Annotated in this window: 16 protein-coding genes; 12 read left to right on the forward strand and 4 right to left on the reverse strand. The window is 65.4% G+C overall.

Annotated elements, in window-relative coordinates; genetic code table 11:
- Positions 1-2 precede the first annotated feature (2 nt).
- From rfaE1 to cysM, 4 genes are all read left to right on the forward strand, one after another.
- Complete coding sequence (gene rfaE1 / locus B7G54_RS14940) at positions 3-953, forward strand: D-glycero-beta-D-manno-heptose-7-phosphate kinase (RefSeq protein WP_085039835.1); 951 nt, start codon at positions 3-5, stop codon at positions 951-953.
- A 63-nt stretch (positions 954-1,016) separates the two neighbouring features.
- Positions 1,017-2,009 carry an ADP-glyceromanno-heptose 6-epimerase gene (gene rfaD / locus B7G54_RS14945; RefSeq protein WP_085039754.1) on the forward strand — a complete coding sequence of 331 codons (993 nt, stop codon included), beginning with the start codon at positions 1,017-1,019 and terminating at the stop codon, positions 2,007-2,009.
- Positions 2,010-2,082: 73 nt separating this feature from the next.
- On the forward strand, positions 2,083-2,427 hold the full coding sequence (locus tag B7G54_RS14950) for a ComEA family DNA-binding protein (protein ID WP_085039755.1): 345 nt from the start codon (positions 2,083-2,085) through the stop codon (positions 2,425-2,427).
- A gap of 214 nt (positions 2,428-2,641) precedes the next feature.
- Positions 2,642-3,544 carry a cysteine synthase CysM gene (gene cysM, locus B7G54_RS14955; RefSeq protein WP_085039756.1) on the forward strand — a complete coding sequence of 301 codons (903 nt, stop codon included), beginning with the start codon at positions 2,642-2,644 and terminating at the stop codon, positions 3,542-3,544.
- 79 nt (positions 3,545-3,623) lie between these two features.
- On the opposite strand, the gene mltB is transcribed toward cysM, so the two are convergent.
- Positions 3,624-4,967 carry a lytic murein transglycosylase B gene (mltB, locus tag B7G54_RS14960; protein ID WP_085039757.1) on the reverse strand — a complete coding sequence of 448 codons (1,344 nt, stop codon included), beginning with the start codon at positions 4,965-4,967 and terminating at the stop codon, positions 3,624-3,626.
- A 43-nt stretch (positions 4,968-5,010) separates the two neighbouring features.
- Here mltB and B7G54_RS14965 point away from each other — a divergent pair, with 43 nt between their 5' ends.
- Positions 5,011-5,934 (forward strand): histone deacetylase family protein, encoded by a 924-nt coding sequence (locus B7G54_RS14965; protein WP_085039758.1) that lies wholly within the window; start codon positions 5,011-5,013, stop codon positions 5,932-5,934.
- Between the two features lie 30 nt (positions 5,935-5,964).
- Here B7G54_RS14965 and B7G54_RS14970 read toward each other — a convergent pair whose 3' ends face one another.
- Entirely contained in the window at positions 5,965-6,885 is a 921-nt protein-coding gene (locus B7G54_RS14970) for an alpha/beta hydrolase (protein WP_085039759.1), read from the reverse strand.
- A gap of 218 nt (positions 6,886-7,103) precedes the next feature.
- On the opposite strand from B7G54_RS14970, the gene B7G54_RS14975 reads away from it, so the two are divergent.
- The 5 genes from B7G54_RS14975 (at position 7,104) to B7G54_RS14995 (ending at position 11,535) form a co-directional block, all read left to right on the forward strand.
- Positions 7,104-8,138: a methionine ABC transporter ATP-binding protein gene (locus B7G54_RS14975; RefSeq protein WP_085039760.1), complete on the forward strand. Its 1,035-nt coding sequence runs from the start codon at positions 7,104-7,106 to the stop codon at positions 8,136-8,138.
- On the forward strand, positions 8,128-8,781 hold the full coding sequence (locus B7G54_RS14980; RefSeq protein ID WP_085039836.1) for a methionine ABC transporter permease: 654 nt from the start codon (positions 8,128-8,130) through the stop codon (positions 8,779-8,781). Before B7G54_RS14975 ends, B7G54_RS14980 begins: the two co-directional genes overlap by 11 nt.
- 29 nt (positions 8,782-8,810) lie before the next feature.
- On the forward strand, positions 8,811-9,605 hold the full coding sequence (locus B7G54_RS14985) for a MetQ/NlpA family ABC transporter substrate-binding protein (RefSeq protein WP_085039761.1): 795 nt from the start codon (positions 8,811-8,813) through the stop codon (positions 9,603-9,605).
- A 228-nt stretch (positions 9,606-9,833) separates the two neighbouring features.
- Complete coding sequence (locus B7G54_RS14990; RefSeq protein WP_006496532.1) at positions 9,834-10,583, forward strand: electron transfer flavoprotein subunit beta/FixA family protein; 750 nt, start codon at positions 9,834-9,836, stop codon at positions 10,581-10,583.
- Between the two features lie 16 nt (positions 10,584-10,599).
- A complete protein-coding gene (locus B7G54_RS14995; RefSeq protein WP_085039762.1) occupies positions 10,600-11,535 on the forward strand; it encodes an electron transfer flavoprotein subunit alpha/FixB family protein in 936 nt (311 codons plus the stop codon).
- 158 nt (positions 11,536-11,693) lie between these two features.
- Here B7G54_RS14995 and B7G54_RS15000 read toward each other — a convergent pair whose 3' ends face one another.
- On the reverse strand, positions 11,694-12,980 hold the full coding sequence (locus B7G54_RS15000; protein ID WP_085039763.1) for a D-amino acid dehydrogenase: 1,287 nt from the start codon (positions 12,978-12,980) through the stop codon (positions 11,694-11,696).
- A 145-nt stretch (positions 12,981-13,125) separates the two neighbouring features.
- On the opposite strand from B7G54_RS15000, the gene B7G54_RS15005 reads away from it, so the two are divergent.
- Together B7G54_RS15005 and B7G54_RS15010 are read left to right on the forward strand one after the other, a co-directional pair.
- Positions 13,126-13,614, forward strand: a complete 489-nt coding sequence (locus B7G54_RS15005) for an Lrp/AsnC ligand binding domain-containing protein (RefSeq protein WP_011351353.1) — start codon at positions 13,126-13,128, stop codon at positions 13,612-13,614.
- 90 nt (positions 13,615-13,704) lie between these two features.
- Positions 13,705-14,892, forward strand: coding sequence for a PA0069 family radical SAM protein (locus B7G54_RS15010; protein ID WP_085039764.1), 1,188 nt, complete (start codon positions 13,705-13,707; stop codon positions 14,890-14,892).
- 36 nt (positions 14,893-14,928) lie between these two features.
- Here the strand turns inward: B7G54_RS15010 and B7G54_RS15015 are convergent, their stop codons facing one another.
- Positions 14,929-15,396: an NINE protein gene (locus tag B7G54_RS15015; protein WP_060062168.1), complete on the reverse strand. Its 468-nt coding sequence runs from the start codon at positions 15,394-15,396 to the stop codon at positions 14,929-14,931.
- Positions 15,397-15,408 lie beyond the last annotated feature (12 nt).

Consider the following 15,408-nt stretch of genomic DNA (forward strand, 5'->3'; position numbering starts at 1 on the left):
CGATGAATACTCTCCGCGAAATCGTTCCGGTGCCGCGCGAGCAACTCGCGCGCTCGCGCGTGCTTGTCGTCGGCGACGTGATGCTCGACCGTTACTGGTTCGGCAACGTCGATCGCATTTCGCCTGAGGCGCCGGTGCCGGTCGTGCACGTGCAGCGCCAGGAAGAGCGGCTCGGCGGCGCGGCCAACGTCGCGCGCAATGCCGTGACGCTCGGCGGCCAGGCCGGGTTGCTGTGCGTCGTCGGTTGCGACGAACCCGGCGAGCGGATCGTCGAGTTGCTCGGCAGCAGCGGCGTGACGCCGCATCTCGAGCGCGACCCGGCGCTGCCGACCACGATCAAGCTGCGCGTGCTCGCGCGCCAGCAGCAACTGCTGCGCGTCGACTTCGAGGCCATGCCGACGCACGAGGTGCTGCTCGCGGGGCTCGCGCGCTTCGATGCACTGCTGCCGCAGCACGACGTCGTGCTGATGTCGGATTACGCGAAAGGCGGCCTGACGCACGTCACGACGATGATCGAGAAGGCGCGTGCGGCCGGCAAGTCCGTTCTCGTCGACCCGAAGGGCGACGACTGGGCACGCTATCGCGGCGCGTCGCTGATCACGCCGAATCGCGCGGAATTGCGCGAAGTGGTCGGGCAGTGGAAATCGGAAGACGATCTGCGCGCACGCGTCGCGAAGCTGCGCGCGGAACTCGACATCGATGCGCTGCTGCTCACGCGTTCCGAAGAAGGCATGACGCTGTTTTCCGCCACCGGTGAACTGCACGCCCCGGCGCTCGCGCGCGAGGTGTTCGACGTGTCGGGCGCGGGCGATACCGTGATCGCGACGGTCGCGACGATGCTCGGCGCGGGCGTGCCGCTCGTCGACGCCGTCGTGCTCGCGAATCGCGCGGCAGGTATCGTGGTCGGCAAGCTCGGCACGGCCACGGTGGACTACGACGAACTGTTTCACTGAGCGCATGCGGCGGCGCGACGAGCGCGCCGCACGCATGGCTCGCACTTTTCAGGCAGGACGATCATGACCCTCATCGTCACCGGCGCAGCCGGTTTTATCGGCGCGAACATCGTCAAGGCGCTCAACGAGCGCGGCGAGACGCGCATCATCGCGGTCGACAACCTGACGCGCGCGGACAAGTTCCGGAATCTCGTCGATTGCGAGATCGACGACTACCTGGACAAGACGGAATTCGTCGAACGCTTCGCGCGCGGCGATTTCGGCACGGTGCGCGCGGTATTCCACGAAGGCGCCTGTTCGGACACGATGGAAACCGACGGCCGCTACATGATGGACAACAATTTCCGCTACAGCCGCGCGGTGCTCGACGCCTGCCTCGCACAGGGCACGCAGTTCCTGTACGCGTCGTCGGCGGCGATCTATGGCGGCTCGACGCGTTTCGTCGAGGAGCGTGACGTCGAGGCGCCGCTGAATGTCTACGGCTATTCGAAGTTCCTGTTCGACCAGGTGATCCGTCGCGTGCTGCCGACCGCGAAGAGCCAGATCGCCGGCTTCCGCTATTTCAACGTGTATGGCCCGCGCGAGACGCACAAGGGTCGCATGGCGTCGGTCGCGTTCCACAACTTCAACCAGTTCCGCACGGAAGGCAAGGTGAAGCTGTTCGGCGAGTACAACGGCTATGCACCGGGCGAGCAGACGCGTGACTTCGTGTCGGTCGAGGACGTGACGAAGGTGAACCTGTTCTTCTTCGATCATCCGGAGAAGTCGGGCATCTTCAACCTCGGTACCGGCCGTGCGCAACCGTTCAACGATATCGCGTCGACGGTCGTGAATACGCTGCGCGCACTCGACAACCTGCCGCCGCTGACGCTCGCGCAGCAGGTCGAGCAGGGGTTGATCGAATACGTGCCGTTTCCCGATGCGTTGCGCGGCAAGTACCAGTGCTTCACGCAGGCCGACCAGTCGAAGCTGCGTGCGGCCGGTTACGACGCACCGTTCCTGACCGTGCAGGAAGGCGTCGACCGCTATGTGCGTTGGCTATCCGGCCAGGTTTAAGCGGAAGCGTTGCATCGATAGACTGGGTCTCACGGTCGGCAGCCGCCGGCCGTATTCATCGGAGATCCAGCACATGATCAGGAAATGGTTGGCCGCAGCGGCAATGCTCGGCACGATTGCGTCGGCCTGGGCGGCCGTCGACGTCAACACCGCGAACGAGGATGCGCTTGTCGGCATCAAGGGCATCGGCCCGGCACGGGCGAAAGCGATTCTCGACGAACGCGGCGCACGCGGTCCGTTCAGGAATGCGGACGATCTCGCATCACGCGTGAAAGGCATGGGCGGTCATACCGTCGAGCGGCTTCAGCAGGAAGGCCTGACGATAGGCGCGGGCGGCACGGGCGCCGCGCTGCCGGCCGCGGGCAAACCGGCTACCGGCAAGCCTGCGGCTGCACCTGCCCGCACCGCGCAGAAGTAACGCGTCGCGCGCAGCCGACAACGAGCTCCTTCAGTCGCCGTCGTTGCGACGGCTTCCCGCGGCATGCCGCGGGTTTTTTGCGTGGGCACGGCGTATGTGGCGGCCATACGTTGCACGGCCGGCGTATTCCATCGTCGCAATGGGGTTGCCGGCGCGAGCAGCGGTGCTGGTTTACAATCGATCGATTGATCGGCCTCGTACTCACGGTATATCCATGGCTTACAAAACTATCGAAGACACGATCGGCAACACGCCGCTCGTCCAACTGGTCCGCTTGCCGGACGACGAGATTCGCGCGCGCAACAACGTCGTGCTCGCGAAGCTCGAAGGCAACAATCCGGCCGGTTCCGTGAAGGATCGTCCGGCCCTGTCGATGATCGGCAAGGCCGAGGCGCGCGGGCGCATCAAGCCGGGCGATACGCTGATCGAGGCGACGAGCGGCAACACGGGTATCGCACTCGCGATGGCAGCGGCGATCCGCGGCTACAAGATGGTGCTGATCATGCCGGAGGACCTGTCGGTCGAGCGCCGCCAGAGCATGGCCGCCTACGGTGCCGAAATCATCCTGACGCCGGTGAAGGGCGGGATGGAACTGGCACGCGATCTCGCGGACGAGATGCAGCGCGAAGGCAAGGGCGTGATCCTCGACCAGTTCGCGAACCCCGACAATCCGGTCGCGCACTACGAAGCGACGGGCCCGGAAATCTGGCGCGATACCGAAGGGCGGGTCACGCATTTCGTGTCGGCGATGGGTACGACGGGCACGATCATGGGCACGTCGCGCTACCTGAAGGAACAGAATCCGGCGATCGAGATCATCGGTGCGCAGCCGGAAGACGGTTCTCGCATTCCGGGTATCCGCAAGTGGCCGGAAGCGTACATGCCGACGATCTTCGATCGTAGCCGCATCGACCGCGTCGAGAGCGTGAGCCAGGCTGCTTCCGAAACGATGACGCGCCGGCTTGCAGCGGTCGAAGGCATCTTCGCGGGCATTTCGTCGGGTGGCGCATGCGAAGTCGCGATGCGCCTCGCGCGTCAGGTCGAGAATGCGACGATCGTGTTCATCGTCTGCGATCGCGGCGACCGCTACCTGTCCACGGGCGTGTTTCCTGCCTGAACGCGGGCAGGCGCGCGTCGTGCGCCTGCGATAAAAAAAGCGCCGCTTGTGCGGCGCTTTTTCTTTGGGCGGACGGTGCTTACTGCGACTGCGTTTCGGTATCGATCGGCTGAAGTGCGCCGCTCGCTTCCATCTGTGCCTTCACGGCCTCGCCAAGCTGGTACACGGTGAGCGCGTAGAAGAAGCTGCGGTTGTAGCGCGTCAGTACGTAGAAATTCTTGAGCCCGAGCATGTATTCGGTCGCGCGGCCCGGCGACGGCAAATCGACCACCGTTACAGGTGTCCCGCCTTCGGTGGTGATGTTGACCGTCGGCTCGTTCAGCGTCATGCCCGCGCGCAGCAGTTGCGACAGCGCCCAGTGCGGTTCGGGCTGGCCGTCGGCGGCGGCCTGTGCGATCCCCAGGCTGCCCGTATCGGGTGTGATCTGCCAGACCACCGGGCGGTCGGTTTCCCAGCCGTGCTGCTTCAGGTAGTTCGCGACGCTGCCGATCGCATCGACAGGACTGCTGCGCAGGTCGACATGGCCGGTGCCGTCGAAGTCGACCGCATATTCGCGGATGCTGCTCGGCAGGAACTGCGGGATCCCGATCGCGCCCGTATACGAGCCGAGCACGGTGGTCGGGTCGAGCTGGTTGTCGCGGGTCCAGACCAGGAAATCCTCGAGGTTCTTGCGGAAGGTCGCCTGGCGGCTGTCGCGATTCGGCGTGTCCGGATAGTCGAACGTGAGCGTCGTCAGCGCGTCGAGCACGCGGAAATTGCCCATGTAGCGGCCGTAGATCGTCTCGACGCCGATGATGCCGACGATCACCTCGGGCGGCACGCCGAATTGCTCGGATGCGCGCTGCAGCGTTGCCTGGTTCGCCTTCCAGAATTTCACGCCCGCGTTGATGCGGATCGGCTCGATGAAGCGCGATCGATAGACGCGCCAGTTCTTGACCGTCGGCGACGGGGCCGGCTTCACGAGCTTGACGGCCGTCGCCGAATAGCTGATGCGCGAGAACAGCGCATGCAGGCTCGCCGAGTCGAAGCCGTTGCGGCTCACCATCTCGTCGATGAACGCGTCGACCTTCGCGTTGTTCGCGTAACGCTGCGGAACGATTTCCTCTTCGAAGGTCTGGCCTTGCGGCGTCGGCTGCTGCGGCTGGGCCTGTGCGACGAGCTTGCCCGCGGATTTCGCGGGTTGCGTCTGCGCGCCGGCGGGCGCGGTGCCGAGGGCCGCGACTACAGCGGCCGCAACGAGCGGGACGCGAACACGGAACAGCGCGGAGAGAAGGGCGGCAGGCTTGCTGGAATTCATGTCGAAGCGGGCGGACAGGGCGATTGGGTTCGGCGCAGTATACCCGACGGATCCAGCGTGCCGGGGCGTGGCGGGCTCCCGTTGTGGTAAGTTAGCGGCGAATTCGCGGCAGACGATGGACATCATTGATGGAGACCTGCGGCGCACCGTGCGCCGCGGATGACAGCTTATGGCAACCGCTTTCTATACGCACCCCGACTGCATGCTGCACGAGATGGGGGAATGGCATCCGGAATGCCCGGCTCGCCTGTCGGCGATCCAGGATCAACTGATTGCGAGCCGCATCGACGACCTGATCGTGCACGAGACCGCGCCGTTCGCGAGCGAGGTGGCACTGGGCCGGGTGCATACGCAGGCGCACATCGACTACATCCGGAGCATGACGCCGGTCGACGGCTACGTCGAGATCGATCCCGATACGCTGATGAACCGCGATACGTGGCGCGCGGCGCTGCGCGCGGCCGGCGCCGCGATCGCGGCGACCGACGCGGTGATCGAAGGCCGCTATGCGAATGCGTTCTGCGGCGTGCGCCCGCCCGGCCACCATGCGGAGCCTGCGCGTGCGATGGGTTTCTGCTTCTTCAACAACGTCGCGATTGCCGCGCGGCATGCGCTCGACGTACACGGTCTCGAGCGCGTGGCGATCATCGATTTCGACGTGCACCATGGCAACGGCACCGAGGCCGCGTTCGCGAACGACGAGCGCGTGCTGATGTGCAGCTTCTTCCAGCATCCGCTGTACCCGTTCTCGGGCGTCGATCACCAGGCGCCGAACATGGTCAACCTGCCGATGCCCGCGCGCAGCAACGGGATGGCGATCCGCGAAGCCGTCGACATGTTCTGGCTGCCGCGCCTCGATGCGTTCAAGCCGCAGATGCTGTTCGTGTCGGCGGGTTTCGATGCGCATCGCGAGGACGATATCGGCAACCTCGGCCTCGTCGAATCCGACTTCGAATGGCTGACTGCGCAGATCGTCGACGTGGCGCGCCGGCATGCGCAGGGCCGCATCGTGAGCTGCCTCGAAGGCGGCTACAACCTCTCCGCGCTCGGGCGCAGCGTTGTCGCACACCTGCGCGTGCTGGCCGGCATTTGATTTCCGATTGGCCGGCCGGGCCCGGCGCGCTCAGCGCGCCGGCACGCGCGCGTGAATCCACGCGATCAGCGCGTCGATCACGCGATCGCGTTCGAGATCGTTCATCGTTTCGTGAAAGCTGCCTTCGTATAGCGTCAGCGTACGATCGGGCGAGCCGACGCGCGCCCCGAACGCGCGGCTGCCGTCCGGCTCGGTCAGCTTGTCCTCGGTGCCGTGATAGACGAGCACCGGTACGCGCAGCGCGCCGCGGCCGCTTTCGATGCGTGCCATCGCGTCGAGAATCTCCGCACCGGTGCGCGCCGGCACCGCGCCGTGATGCACGAGCGGATCGGCGCGATTGGCCGCGATGATGGCTGGATCGCGCGACAGCAGCGCCGCATCGATCTTGATCGCGGGGAAGGTCGGCCAGACGCGGCTGATGACGCGGCTCACCGCGAGCATCCAGCGCGGCACGTCGCGCCCCGGCGCGAGCGCCGGGCTCGACAGCACGAGGCCCGTCAGCGCATGGCCGCTTGCCGGCGCACGTTCGATCGCGTATAGCGCCGCGACCGCACCGCCCATGCTGTGCCCCATCAGGAACAGCGGCGAATTGCCGCGCGCGGCTTCGGCGATCAGTGCATCCGCATCGTTCAGGTAGCCGTCGAAGCGCTCGACCCAAGCACGCTTGCCGGGTGACTGGCCGTGCCCGCGCAGATCGATCGCGAGCACGTCGATGCCGGCCGCATTCAGCCGACCGGCGAGCGCGGCATAGCGGCCCGCGTGTTCGGCAAGGCCGTGCACGAGTGCGATCGTCGCGCGCGGCGGCGCGGTGCCGTCGCCGGCCGGCCAGCGGTACGACGCCAGTTCGAGCCCGTCCGCGGTACGCAGCCGGCCCATGATCGGCGCGGGCGACGACGAAGGCGCCGGTCCGGCGGTGGCGGGTGCGGCGGCCGGCGTGGTGGTGGCGGTCATCTGGCGTGTCCCCTGGCGGTTGGCATGTGTGTTCCGGATCATAGTCGCGGCACCGTTGCGGCGCGCCAGCGGCGCTCCTCTAATTTCGTATGGTTATGAAAAGATCGAAATCGATTATTAAGGGGAATGAGGGGTTTGCGGTAAAATCGCCGGTTATTCCAGATGCATCGGCGGCCGACTGGCGGGCCAACTTGCCAGCCGGCCGCCGTTTTGTTTACATGATCGAATTACGCAATCTTTCGCAGCGATTCCCCGGGCCGGGCGGCTGGGTCGAGGCGCTGCGCAACGTCAACCTGACGATCCCGCAGGGCGAGGTGTTCGGCATCATCGGCCGAAGCGGCGCCGGCAAGAGCACGCTCGTGCGCACCATCAACCTGCTCACGCGGCCGACCGAAGGCAATGTCGTCGTCGGCGGGCGCGATCTCATGCTGCTGCCGGCCGGCGCGCTGCGCGAGGCGCGCCGCGAGATCGGCATGATCTTCCAGCACTTCAACCTGCTGTCGTCGCGCACGGTGTTCGACAACGTCGCGCTGCCGCTCGAGCTGGCCGGCGCAAGCCGTGCCGACATCGAGGCCGCCGTGCTGCCGCTGCTCGACCTCGTCGGGCTGTCCGCGCAGAAGGACCGCTATCCGTCGCAGATCAGCGGCGGGCAGAAGCAGCGCGTCGGCATCGCACGCGCGCTCGCGAGCCAGCCGAAGGTGCTGCTGTCGGACGAAGCGACGTCCGCGCTCGATCCCGAGACCACGCGTTCGATCCTCGACCTGCTGAAACGCATCAACCGCGAACTCGGCCTGACGATCGTGCTGATCACGCACCAGATGGAAGTGATCAAGCAGGTGTGCGATCGCGTTGCGGTGCTCGATGCCGGGCGCGTGGTCGAGGAAGGCCGCGTGATCGACGTGTTCCTGCAGCCGCATCACGAAGTGACGCGCGCCCTGATCGGCGACGTGATCGCGCAGGAGTTGCCGCCCGCGCTGAAGGCGCGCGTGGCCGAGCGGCTGAAGACGGGCAGCGGGCATCTGCTGCGGCTCGCGTTCACGGGCTCGGGTGTCGACCAGCCGATCCTGTCGGAGACGATCCGCCGGTACGAACTCGATTTCAACATCCTGCACGGACAGATCGACGAGATCCAGGGGCAGGCATTCGGTTCGCTCGCGGTGCTCGCGGGCGGCGAGCCGGGCAAGGTCGGGCAGGCGCTCGCGTTCCTGCGCGAGCAAGGCGTGGTGGTAGAGGAGCTTTCGTATGTTGAGTGAGATGTTCGATATGTTCGTGCAGTCGTTCTGGGAGACGCTGATCATGGTCGGCATCTCCGGGGCCGTCGGCGCGCTCGTCGGCCTGCCGCTCGGCGTGCTGCTCTACCTGACCGACCGCCAGGGCGTGCTGCAGAACCTCGCCGTGAATCGCGTGCTCGGCGGCATCGTGAATGCCGTCCGCTCGACACCGTTCATCATCCTGCTGGTCGCGGTGATTCCGTTTACGCGGCTCATGACCGGTTCGTCGATCGGCACGGCCGCGGCGGTCGTGCCGCTGACGCTCGCGGCCGCGCCGTTCATCGCGCGTCTCGTCGAGACGGCGTTGCGCGAAGTCGACCGCGGGCTGATCGAGGCCGCGCAATCGATGGGTGCGACCACGTCGCAGATCGTCTTCAAGGTGCTGCTGCCCGAATCGCTGCCGGGCGTCGTAGCGGGCCTGACGATCACGTTCGTGTCGCTGGTCGGCTATTCGGCGATGGCAGGCGCGATCGGCGGCGGCGGCCTCGGCGATCTCGGGATCCGCTACGGCTACCAGCGCTATCTGCCCGAAGTGATGTGGACGGTGGTCGCAATCCTGATCGTGTTCGTGCAGATCGTGCAGTCGTTCGGCGACTGGCTCGTCCGCCGGCTGAGCCACAAGTAAAACAAGACTGATTCGTTAGGGGACACACGATGCAACGACGCTTCATGCTGAAATTCGCGGCGGCACTGGGCGCGGCCGCGCTGTTTGCGGGCGCACACGCACAGGCAGAAACCATCAAGGTGGGCGTGACGGGCGGGCCGCACGCGCAGATCATGGAAGTGGTGAAGAAGGTCGCGGCGAAGAGCGGCCTCGACATCCGCATCGTCGAATTCTCCGATTACGTGCAGCCGAACGCCGCGCTCGCGTCGGGCGACCTCGACGCGAACAGCTACCAGCACGATCCGTATCTGCAGGCGCAGGTGAAGGATCGCGGCTACAAGCTGGTCAAGGTCGCGGATACCGTCACGTTCCCGATGGGCATCTACTCGAAGCGCGTGAAGTCGCTGGCCGAACTGAAGCCGGGCGCGCGCATCGCGGTCCCGAACGATCCGACCAACGGCGGCCGTGCGCTGCTGTTGCTGCAAAAGCAGGGCTTGCTGAAGCTGCGCGCGGACGCGGGGCTGAAGGCGACGCCGCTCGATATCGTCGACAATCCGCGCAAGCTGAAGATCGTCGAACTGGATGCGGCGCAGATTCCGCGCTCGCTCGGCGACGTCGACGCGGCCGCGATCAACACCAACTACGCAATGGAAGCGGGGTTGAAACCGAAACAGGACGCGATCGCGATCGAAGGGCCGAATGGCCCGTACGCGAACATCCTCGCGATCCGCGACGCGGACCGGAACAAGCCGTGGGTGGCGAAACTGATCGCGGCCTATCATTCGGCCGATGTGAAGCAGTTCATCGAAGGCAAGTTCGGCGGCGCGGTCATTGCCGCCTGGTAACGGGCGAAGCACGAGGCGCCCGGCGAGATTAGAGTCGATGATCGAAAACCCGGGCTTTGCGTCCGGGTTTTTTCTCTTTTAAAATAGAACGACCGTTCGCTATCATTGGCGCGTCGCCAAGAAGCGGTATCCTCGACAACCACGATGGTTGGGTCCGCTTGGCCGCGCAGTCATGAGGCCTCGCTATAGAATGGCCTCTGGTCGTATTCGTAACTTTGGAGCGTGTGCATGAAAATCCTGGTGCCAGTGAAAAGAGTGGTCGATTACAACGTGAAGGTCCGCGTGAAGTCGGACAACACGGGCGTCGACATCGCGAACGTGAAGATGTCGATGAACCCGTTCGACGAGATCGCGGTGGAAGAAGCCGTGCGCCTGAAGGAAGCGGGCGTGGCGACCGAAGTGATCGCCGTGTCGGTTGGTGTCACGCAAGCGCAGGAAACGCTGCGTACGGCGCTGGCGATCGGCGCGGATCGCGCGATCCTCGTCGAGTCGAACGACAGCGTCGAGCCGCTGGCCGTCGCGAAGATCCTGAAGGCGCTGGTCGACAAGGAACAGCCGCAACTGGTGATCCTCGGCAAGCAGGCCATCGACGACGATTCGAACCAGACGGGCCAGATGCTGGCTGCGCTGGCCGGTCTCCCGCAAGCGACGTTCGCATCGAAGGTGACGGTGGCCGACGGTAAGGCAACGGTCGCACGCGAAGTCGACGGCGGCGCGGAAACGCTGTCGCTGACGCTGCCGGCCGTGGTCACGACCGACCTGCGCCTGAACGAGCCGCGTTACGTGACGCTGCCGAACATCATGAAGGCGAAGAAGAAGCCGCTTGAAACCGTAAAGCCGGAAGACCTGGGCGTGGATGTCGCGCCGCGTCTGAAGACGCTGAAGGTGGTCGAGCCGCCGAAGCGCGCGGCCGGCGTGAAGGTGCCGGACGTGAAGACGCTGGTCGAGAAGCTGAAGACCGAAGCCAAGGTGCTGTAAGAGGGAGCGGAAAGAAATGACGATTCTGGTGATTGCAGAACACGACAACGCGTCGATCAAGGCCGCGACGCTGAACACGGTGGCGGCGGCGGCGAAGATCGGCGGCGACATTCACGTGCTGGTCGCGGGCCACAATGCGCAAGGCGCAGCCGACGCGGCAGCGAAGATCGCGGGCGTTTCGAAAGTGTTGCTGGCCGACGCGCCGCAACTCGAAGCGGGCCTCGCGGAAAACGTCGAAGCGACCGCGCTGAACATCGCGAAGGATTACTCGCACATCCTCGTGCCGGCCACGGCCTACGGCAAGAACATCGCGCCGCGTATCGCCGCGAAGCTGGATGTCGCGCAGATCTCGGACATCACGGCAGTCGATTCGGCCGACACGTTCGAGCGCCCGATCTACGCAGGCAACGCGATCGCGACGGTGCAGTCGAGCGACCCGATCAAGGTGATCACGGTGCGTGCGACGGGTTTCGATCCGGTTGCAGCGGAAGGCGGCAGCGCGTCGGTCGAGAAGATCGAAGCGGCGGCCGACGCAGGCAAGTCGCAGTTCGTGAGCCGTGAAGTGACGAAGCTGGACCGTCCGGAGCTCACCAGCGCGAAGATCATCGTGTCGGGCGGCCGCGGTCTGGGCAGCGGCGAGAACTACACGAAGGTGCTGGAGCCGCTGGCGGACAAGCTGTCGGCGGCACTCGGCGCTTCGCGCGCGGCAGTCGATGCGGGCTTCGTGCCGAACGACTACCAAGTTGGCCAGACCGGCAAGATCGTTGCACCGCAGCTGTATATCGCGGTCGGCATCTCGGGCGCAATTCAGCACCTGGCCGGCATGAAGGATTCGAAGGTGATCGTCGCGATCAACAAGGATCCGGAAGCACCGATCTTCAGCGTGGCCGACTACGGCCTCGTCGGCGATCTGTTCGCGCTCGTGCCGGAACTCGTGGCCGAGCTCGGCTGACGCGGTGTGACGCTTCGGCGGTAAGCACACGAGAAGAGGGGCGCGACGAGCGCCCCTTTTCGGCTGACGGTTCGATGAAATGAAAAAGGCGCCCCGGGGCGCCTTTCTTTTTGATCCGGCCGGCCCGCATCGCTGCGGGCGGCGTCGGCTAATAAAGCTTATGCGTATGCCGGGCGCGTCTGGCCGGCCACGTCCTTCAGGTAACGATGCACCGACAGGTCGTCGGCCTGGATCGCCGGCATCTTGCCCGAGATCAGGTCCGCGAGCAGCTGGCCCGAGCCGCACGACATCGTCCAGCCGAGCGTGCCGTGACCGGTGTTCAGGAACAGGTTCGACACCGGCGTGCGGCCGACGATCGGCGTGCCGTCCGGCGTCATCGGGCGCAGGCCCGTCCAGAACGTTGCCTTCGACGTGTCGCCGCCGCCCGGGAACAGGTCGTTCACGCACATTTCGAGCGTTTCGCGGCGTGCGGCGCGCAGCTTCTTGTCGAAGCCGACGATTTCCGCCATGCCACCGACGCGGATGCGCTGGTCGAAACGCGTGATCGCGATCTTGTAAGTCTCGTCGAGCACGGTCGACACGGGCGCGGCCGCTTCGTTGACGATCGGTGCCGTGATCGAATAGCCCTTCAGCGGATAGACGGGGATCTTCATCAGGTTCGAGATGAAGCTGGTCGAGTACGAGCCGAGCGCGACGACGTACGCGTCCGCGCGCACCGTCTCGCTGCCGCACTGCACGCCGGCGATCTTGCCGCCCGCGATCGCGAGCGCATCGATCGGCGTGTTGTAGCGAAACTTCACGCCAAGCGATTCGGCGAGCGCGGCAAGGCGCGTCGTGAACAGCTGGCAGTCGCCCGTTTCGTCACCCGGCAGGCGCAGGCCGCCCGTCAGCTTGTGCGAGACGGCAGCGAGCGCCGGTTCGGCGTTCTTCAGGTCGGCCGGCGACAGCAGTTCGAACGGCACGTTCGCTTCCTGCAGGACGGCGATGTCCTTCGCCGCGCCGTCGAGTTGCTGCTGCGTGCGGAACAGCTGCAGTGTGCCGCCCGTGCGGCCTTCGTACTGAATGCCGGTATCGGCGCGCAGCGCCTGCAGGCAGTCACGGCTGTATTCGGCGAGGCGAACCATGCGGCCCTTGTTGACTGCATAGCGCTCGGCCGTGCAGTTGCGCAGCATCTGGACCATCCACTGGAGCTGGAAGCGCGTGCCGTCGAGGCGGATCGCGAGCGGCGCGTGTTTTTCGAACATCCACTTGACGGCCTTCAGCGGCACGCCGGGGGCGGCCCACGGGGCGGCATAGCCGGGGGAGATCTGGCCTGCGTTCGCGAAGCTCGTCTCGAGCGCCGGGCCGGCCTCCCGGTCGATCACCGTGACTTCGTGACCGGCGCGCGCGAGGTAATACGCGCTTGCCACGCCCACCACACCGCTGCCCAGAATGACGACTCGCATAGCTGCTCCAGATGGAAGGGACCAGATCGAGGCCGGGCGCACATGCGGCTCCGTGTAACCTCTAGCTGATCTAGTTTTTTGCGCTATGGTATTGTCGAATGTGTAGGTTTTGTTATCGTATTTTTCAGGTTTTCAGCATAAAAAAATGAGAACGCAACGTCAGCCCGTACGCTCGCTCGACAAGCTCGACCGGCGCATCCTGAAGCTGCTCCAGGACGACGGCCGGATGGCGATGAAAGACCTCGCGGAACAGGTCGGACTGACCGTCACGCCGTGTATCGAGCGTGTGCGCCGCATGGAGCGCGACGGCGTGATCACCGGCTATCACGCGCGTGTCGATCCGCACCAGCTCGATGCCGCGCTGCTGGTGTTCGTCGAGATCACGCTCGGCCACAAGGGCGGCAACATGTTCGAGCAATTCCGCCGGGAAGTGATGAAGATCGACGAGGTGCTCGAATGCCATCTCGTGTCCGGCGATTTCGACTACCTGATCAAGGCGCGGATCGGCGAGATGGCCGACTACCGGAAGCTGCTCGGCGATATCCTGCTGCAGCTGCCCGGCGCCGTGCAGTCGAAGAGCTATGTCGTGATGGAAGAAATCAAGGAGACGTTGACGATCGCAGTGGGCGACTGACACGCCTGCGGCAGGCCGTCTGGCCCTTTATCCCGCCCTTGGCATGCTGCGCCCAATACTGTATAAATGTACAGTATTGGGCGCAGGCGAATGGGTGGGCATATGGACGATCGATCCGACAACGAATTTCCGGTAGCGCCGCCCGTGCCCCGCAAGGGGCGCGGTGCGGTCGACAACCTGCAGGGCCGATATGAAATCGCACAGCGCGAAGCGGTCGACGACGGCTGGACGCACGAATCCGACGATGTCGATTTTCCCGCGCCGCTGCGCACGCAGGTATTCGAGGAGCGTGCGAAGAGCATCCTGACGCACAACCAGTCGCCCGACATTCCATTCAGCGTATCGCTCAATCCGTATCGCGGCTGCGAGCACGGCTGCATCTACTGCTTCGCGCGGCCGACGCACAGTTATCTCGGCCTGTCGCCGGGCCTCGATTTCGAAAGCCGGATCTATGCGAAGGTCAATGCGGCCGAACTGCTCGAGCGCGAGATTTCGCGCAAGCGCTACGTGCCGGAGCCGATCGCGCTTGGCGTCAACACCGACGCCTATCAGCCGGTCGAGCGCGACCTGCGCATCACGCGCAGCGTGATCCAGGTGATGCACGATCGCGGGTTGCCGTTCGCCGCGATCACGAAGTCGTCGCTGATCGAGCGCGATCTCGACCTGCTCGCGCCGATGGCCGAACGCGGGCAGGTGATGGCGGCGGTCACGATCACGACGCTCGATGCCGATCTCGCGCGCACGCTCGAACCGCGCGCGGCAACACCGGCGCGACGGTTGCGTACGATTCGTGCGCTGAGCGAGGCGGGCGTGCCGGTCGGCGTAAGCATTGCACCGATGATTCCGTTCGTCACCGAGCCCGACATGGAGCGTGTGCTCGAGGCGTGCGCGGAAGCCGGCGCGACGCACGCGAGCTACATCATCCTGAGGCTGCCATGGGAAGTCGCGCCGCTGTTCAAGAACTGGCTTGCCGCGCATTTTCCCGATCGCGCGGAGCGCGTGATGAACCGCGTGCGCGACATGCGCGGCGGGAAAGACTACGACTCGGATTTCTCGAAACGAATGAAGGGCGAGGGGATCTGGGCCGACCTGCTGCGGCAACGCTTCCGCCAGGCCGTCAAGCGGCTCGGGTTGAACGAGCGCACGAACGGCATTCTCGATCTGTCGCAGTTTCGCGGTGCGCCGGCCGCCGCGGCGCCGGCGCCGCGCATTGCTGTTCGTTCAGCCGGCGCGCGGTCGACGCAGGCGCGCGACGACCTGCAATTGAACCTGTTCTGACCGGCGCGGGGTGCCGGTGCGTTGCGTTCGTTTCGCCTACTGCGAAATCTGCTTGGCCGCTTCGACCTGCGATTCGAAATATGTCTGGAACGACAGCGCAAGTGCGGTCATCAGCAGGAAGGCGCCGATCAGCAGCGAGAAGATCACCACGAAGATCACGGTCCACCCCGACTTGCTGTGCTTGCCTGTCTCCGCGTTGAATTGCGCGTCCCATTTTTCGTCGGGACGCAGCCCGTAGACGAGCGCGGCGAGGAACGCCGCCAGCAGCGAGATTGCGCCGGGTACTGCGAGCCACCAGCCGAGGCCGGCGCTGCGCTGGGTCGCGGCGAGCAGGAGGAAGCCCGGGATGCCGACGATCGTTGCGAGCAGGTGCGCCCAGCCGTACACGTCGCGAAAGCCATACAGATAGAAGCGGTGCGCGCCGAGCGATCCGAACAGGAACGCGAGGGCGGCGGTGAGCGTCTTGGAGCGAAAGCGGCGGGACGGTGCGGTGCTGCTGGACATGGATGGCGGCGT

The organism is Burkholderia puraquae (assembly GCF_002099195.1).
GTDB lineage: Bacteria > Pseudomonadota > Gammaproteobacteria > Burkholderiales > Burkholderiaceae > Burkholderia > Burkholderia puraquae.

Bases quoted from the DNA above. Each gene is read 5' to 3' on its own strand.
- rfaE1 (WP_085039835.1), top strand. From the start codon at position 3: ATGAATACTCTCCGCGAAATCGTTCCGGTGCCGCGCGAGCAACTCGCG.
- rfaD (WP_085039754.1), top strand. From the start codon at position 1,017: ATGACCCTCATCGTCACCGGCGCAGCCGGTTTTATCGGCGCGAACATC.
- B7G54_RS14950 (WP_085039755.1), top strand. From the start codon at position 2,083: ATGATCAGGAAATGGTTGGCCGCAGCGGCAATGCTCGGCACGATTGCG.
- cysM (WP_085039756.1), top strand. From the start codon at position 2,642: ATGGCTTACAAAACTATCGAAGACACGATCGGCAACACGCCGCTCGTC.
- mltB (WP_085039757.1), bottom strand. From the start codon at position 4,967: ATGATGTCCATCGTCTGCCGCGAATTCGCCGCTAACTTACCACAACGG.
- B7G54_RS14965 (WP_085039758.1), top strand. From the start codon at position 5,011: ATGGCAACCGCTTTCTATACGCACCCCGACTGCATGCTGCACGAGATG.
- B7G54_RS14970 (WP_085039759.1), bottom strand. From the start codon at position 6,885: ATGACCGCCACCACCACGCCGGCCGCCGCACCCGCCACCGCCGGACCG.
- B7G54_RS14975 (WP_085039760.1), top strand. From the start codon at position 7,104: ATGATCGAATTACGCAATCTTTCGCAGCGATTCCCCGGGCCGGGCGGC.
- B7G54_RS14980 (WP_085039836.1), top strand. From the start codon at position 8,128: ATGTTGAGTGAGATGTTCGATATGTTCGTGCAGTCGTTCTGGGAGACG.
- B7G54_RS14985 (WP_085039761.1), top strand. From the start codon at position 8,811: ATGCAACGACGCTTCATGCTGAAATTCGCGGCGGCACTGGGCGCGGCC.
- B7G54_RS14990 (WP_006496532.1), top strand. From the start codon at position 9,834: ATGAAAATCCTGGTGCCAGTGAAAAGAGTGGTCGATTACAACGTGAAG.
- B7G54_RS14995 (WP_085039762.1), top strand. From the start codon at position 10,600: ATGACGATTCTGGTGATTGCAGAACACGACAACGCGTCGATCAAGGCC.
- B7G54_RS15000 (WP_085039763.1), bottom strand. From the start codon at position 12,980: ATGCGAGTCGTCATTCTGGGCAGCGGTGTGGTGGGCGTGGCAAGCGCG.
- B7G54_RS15005 (WP_011351353.1), top strand. From the start codon at position 13,126: ATGAGAACGCAACGTCAGCCCGTACGCTCGCTCGACAAGCTCGACCGG.
- B7G54_RS15010 (WP_085039764.1), top strand. From the start codon at position 13,705: ATGGGTGGGCATATGGACGATCGATCCGACAACGAATTTCCGGTAGCG.
- B7G54_RS15015 (WP_060062168.1), bottom strand. From the start codon at position 15,396: ATGTCCAGCAGCACCGCACCGTCCCGCCGCTTTCGCTCCAAGACGCTC.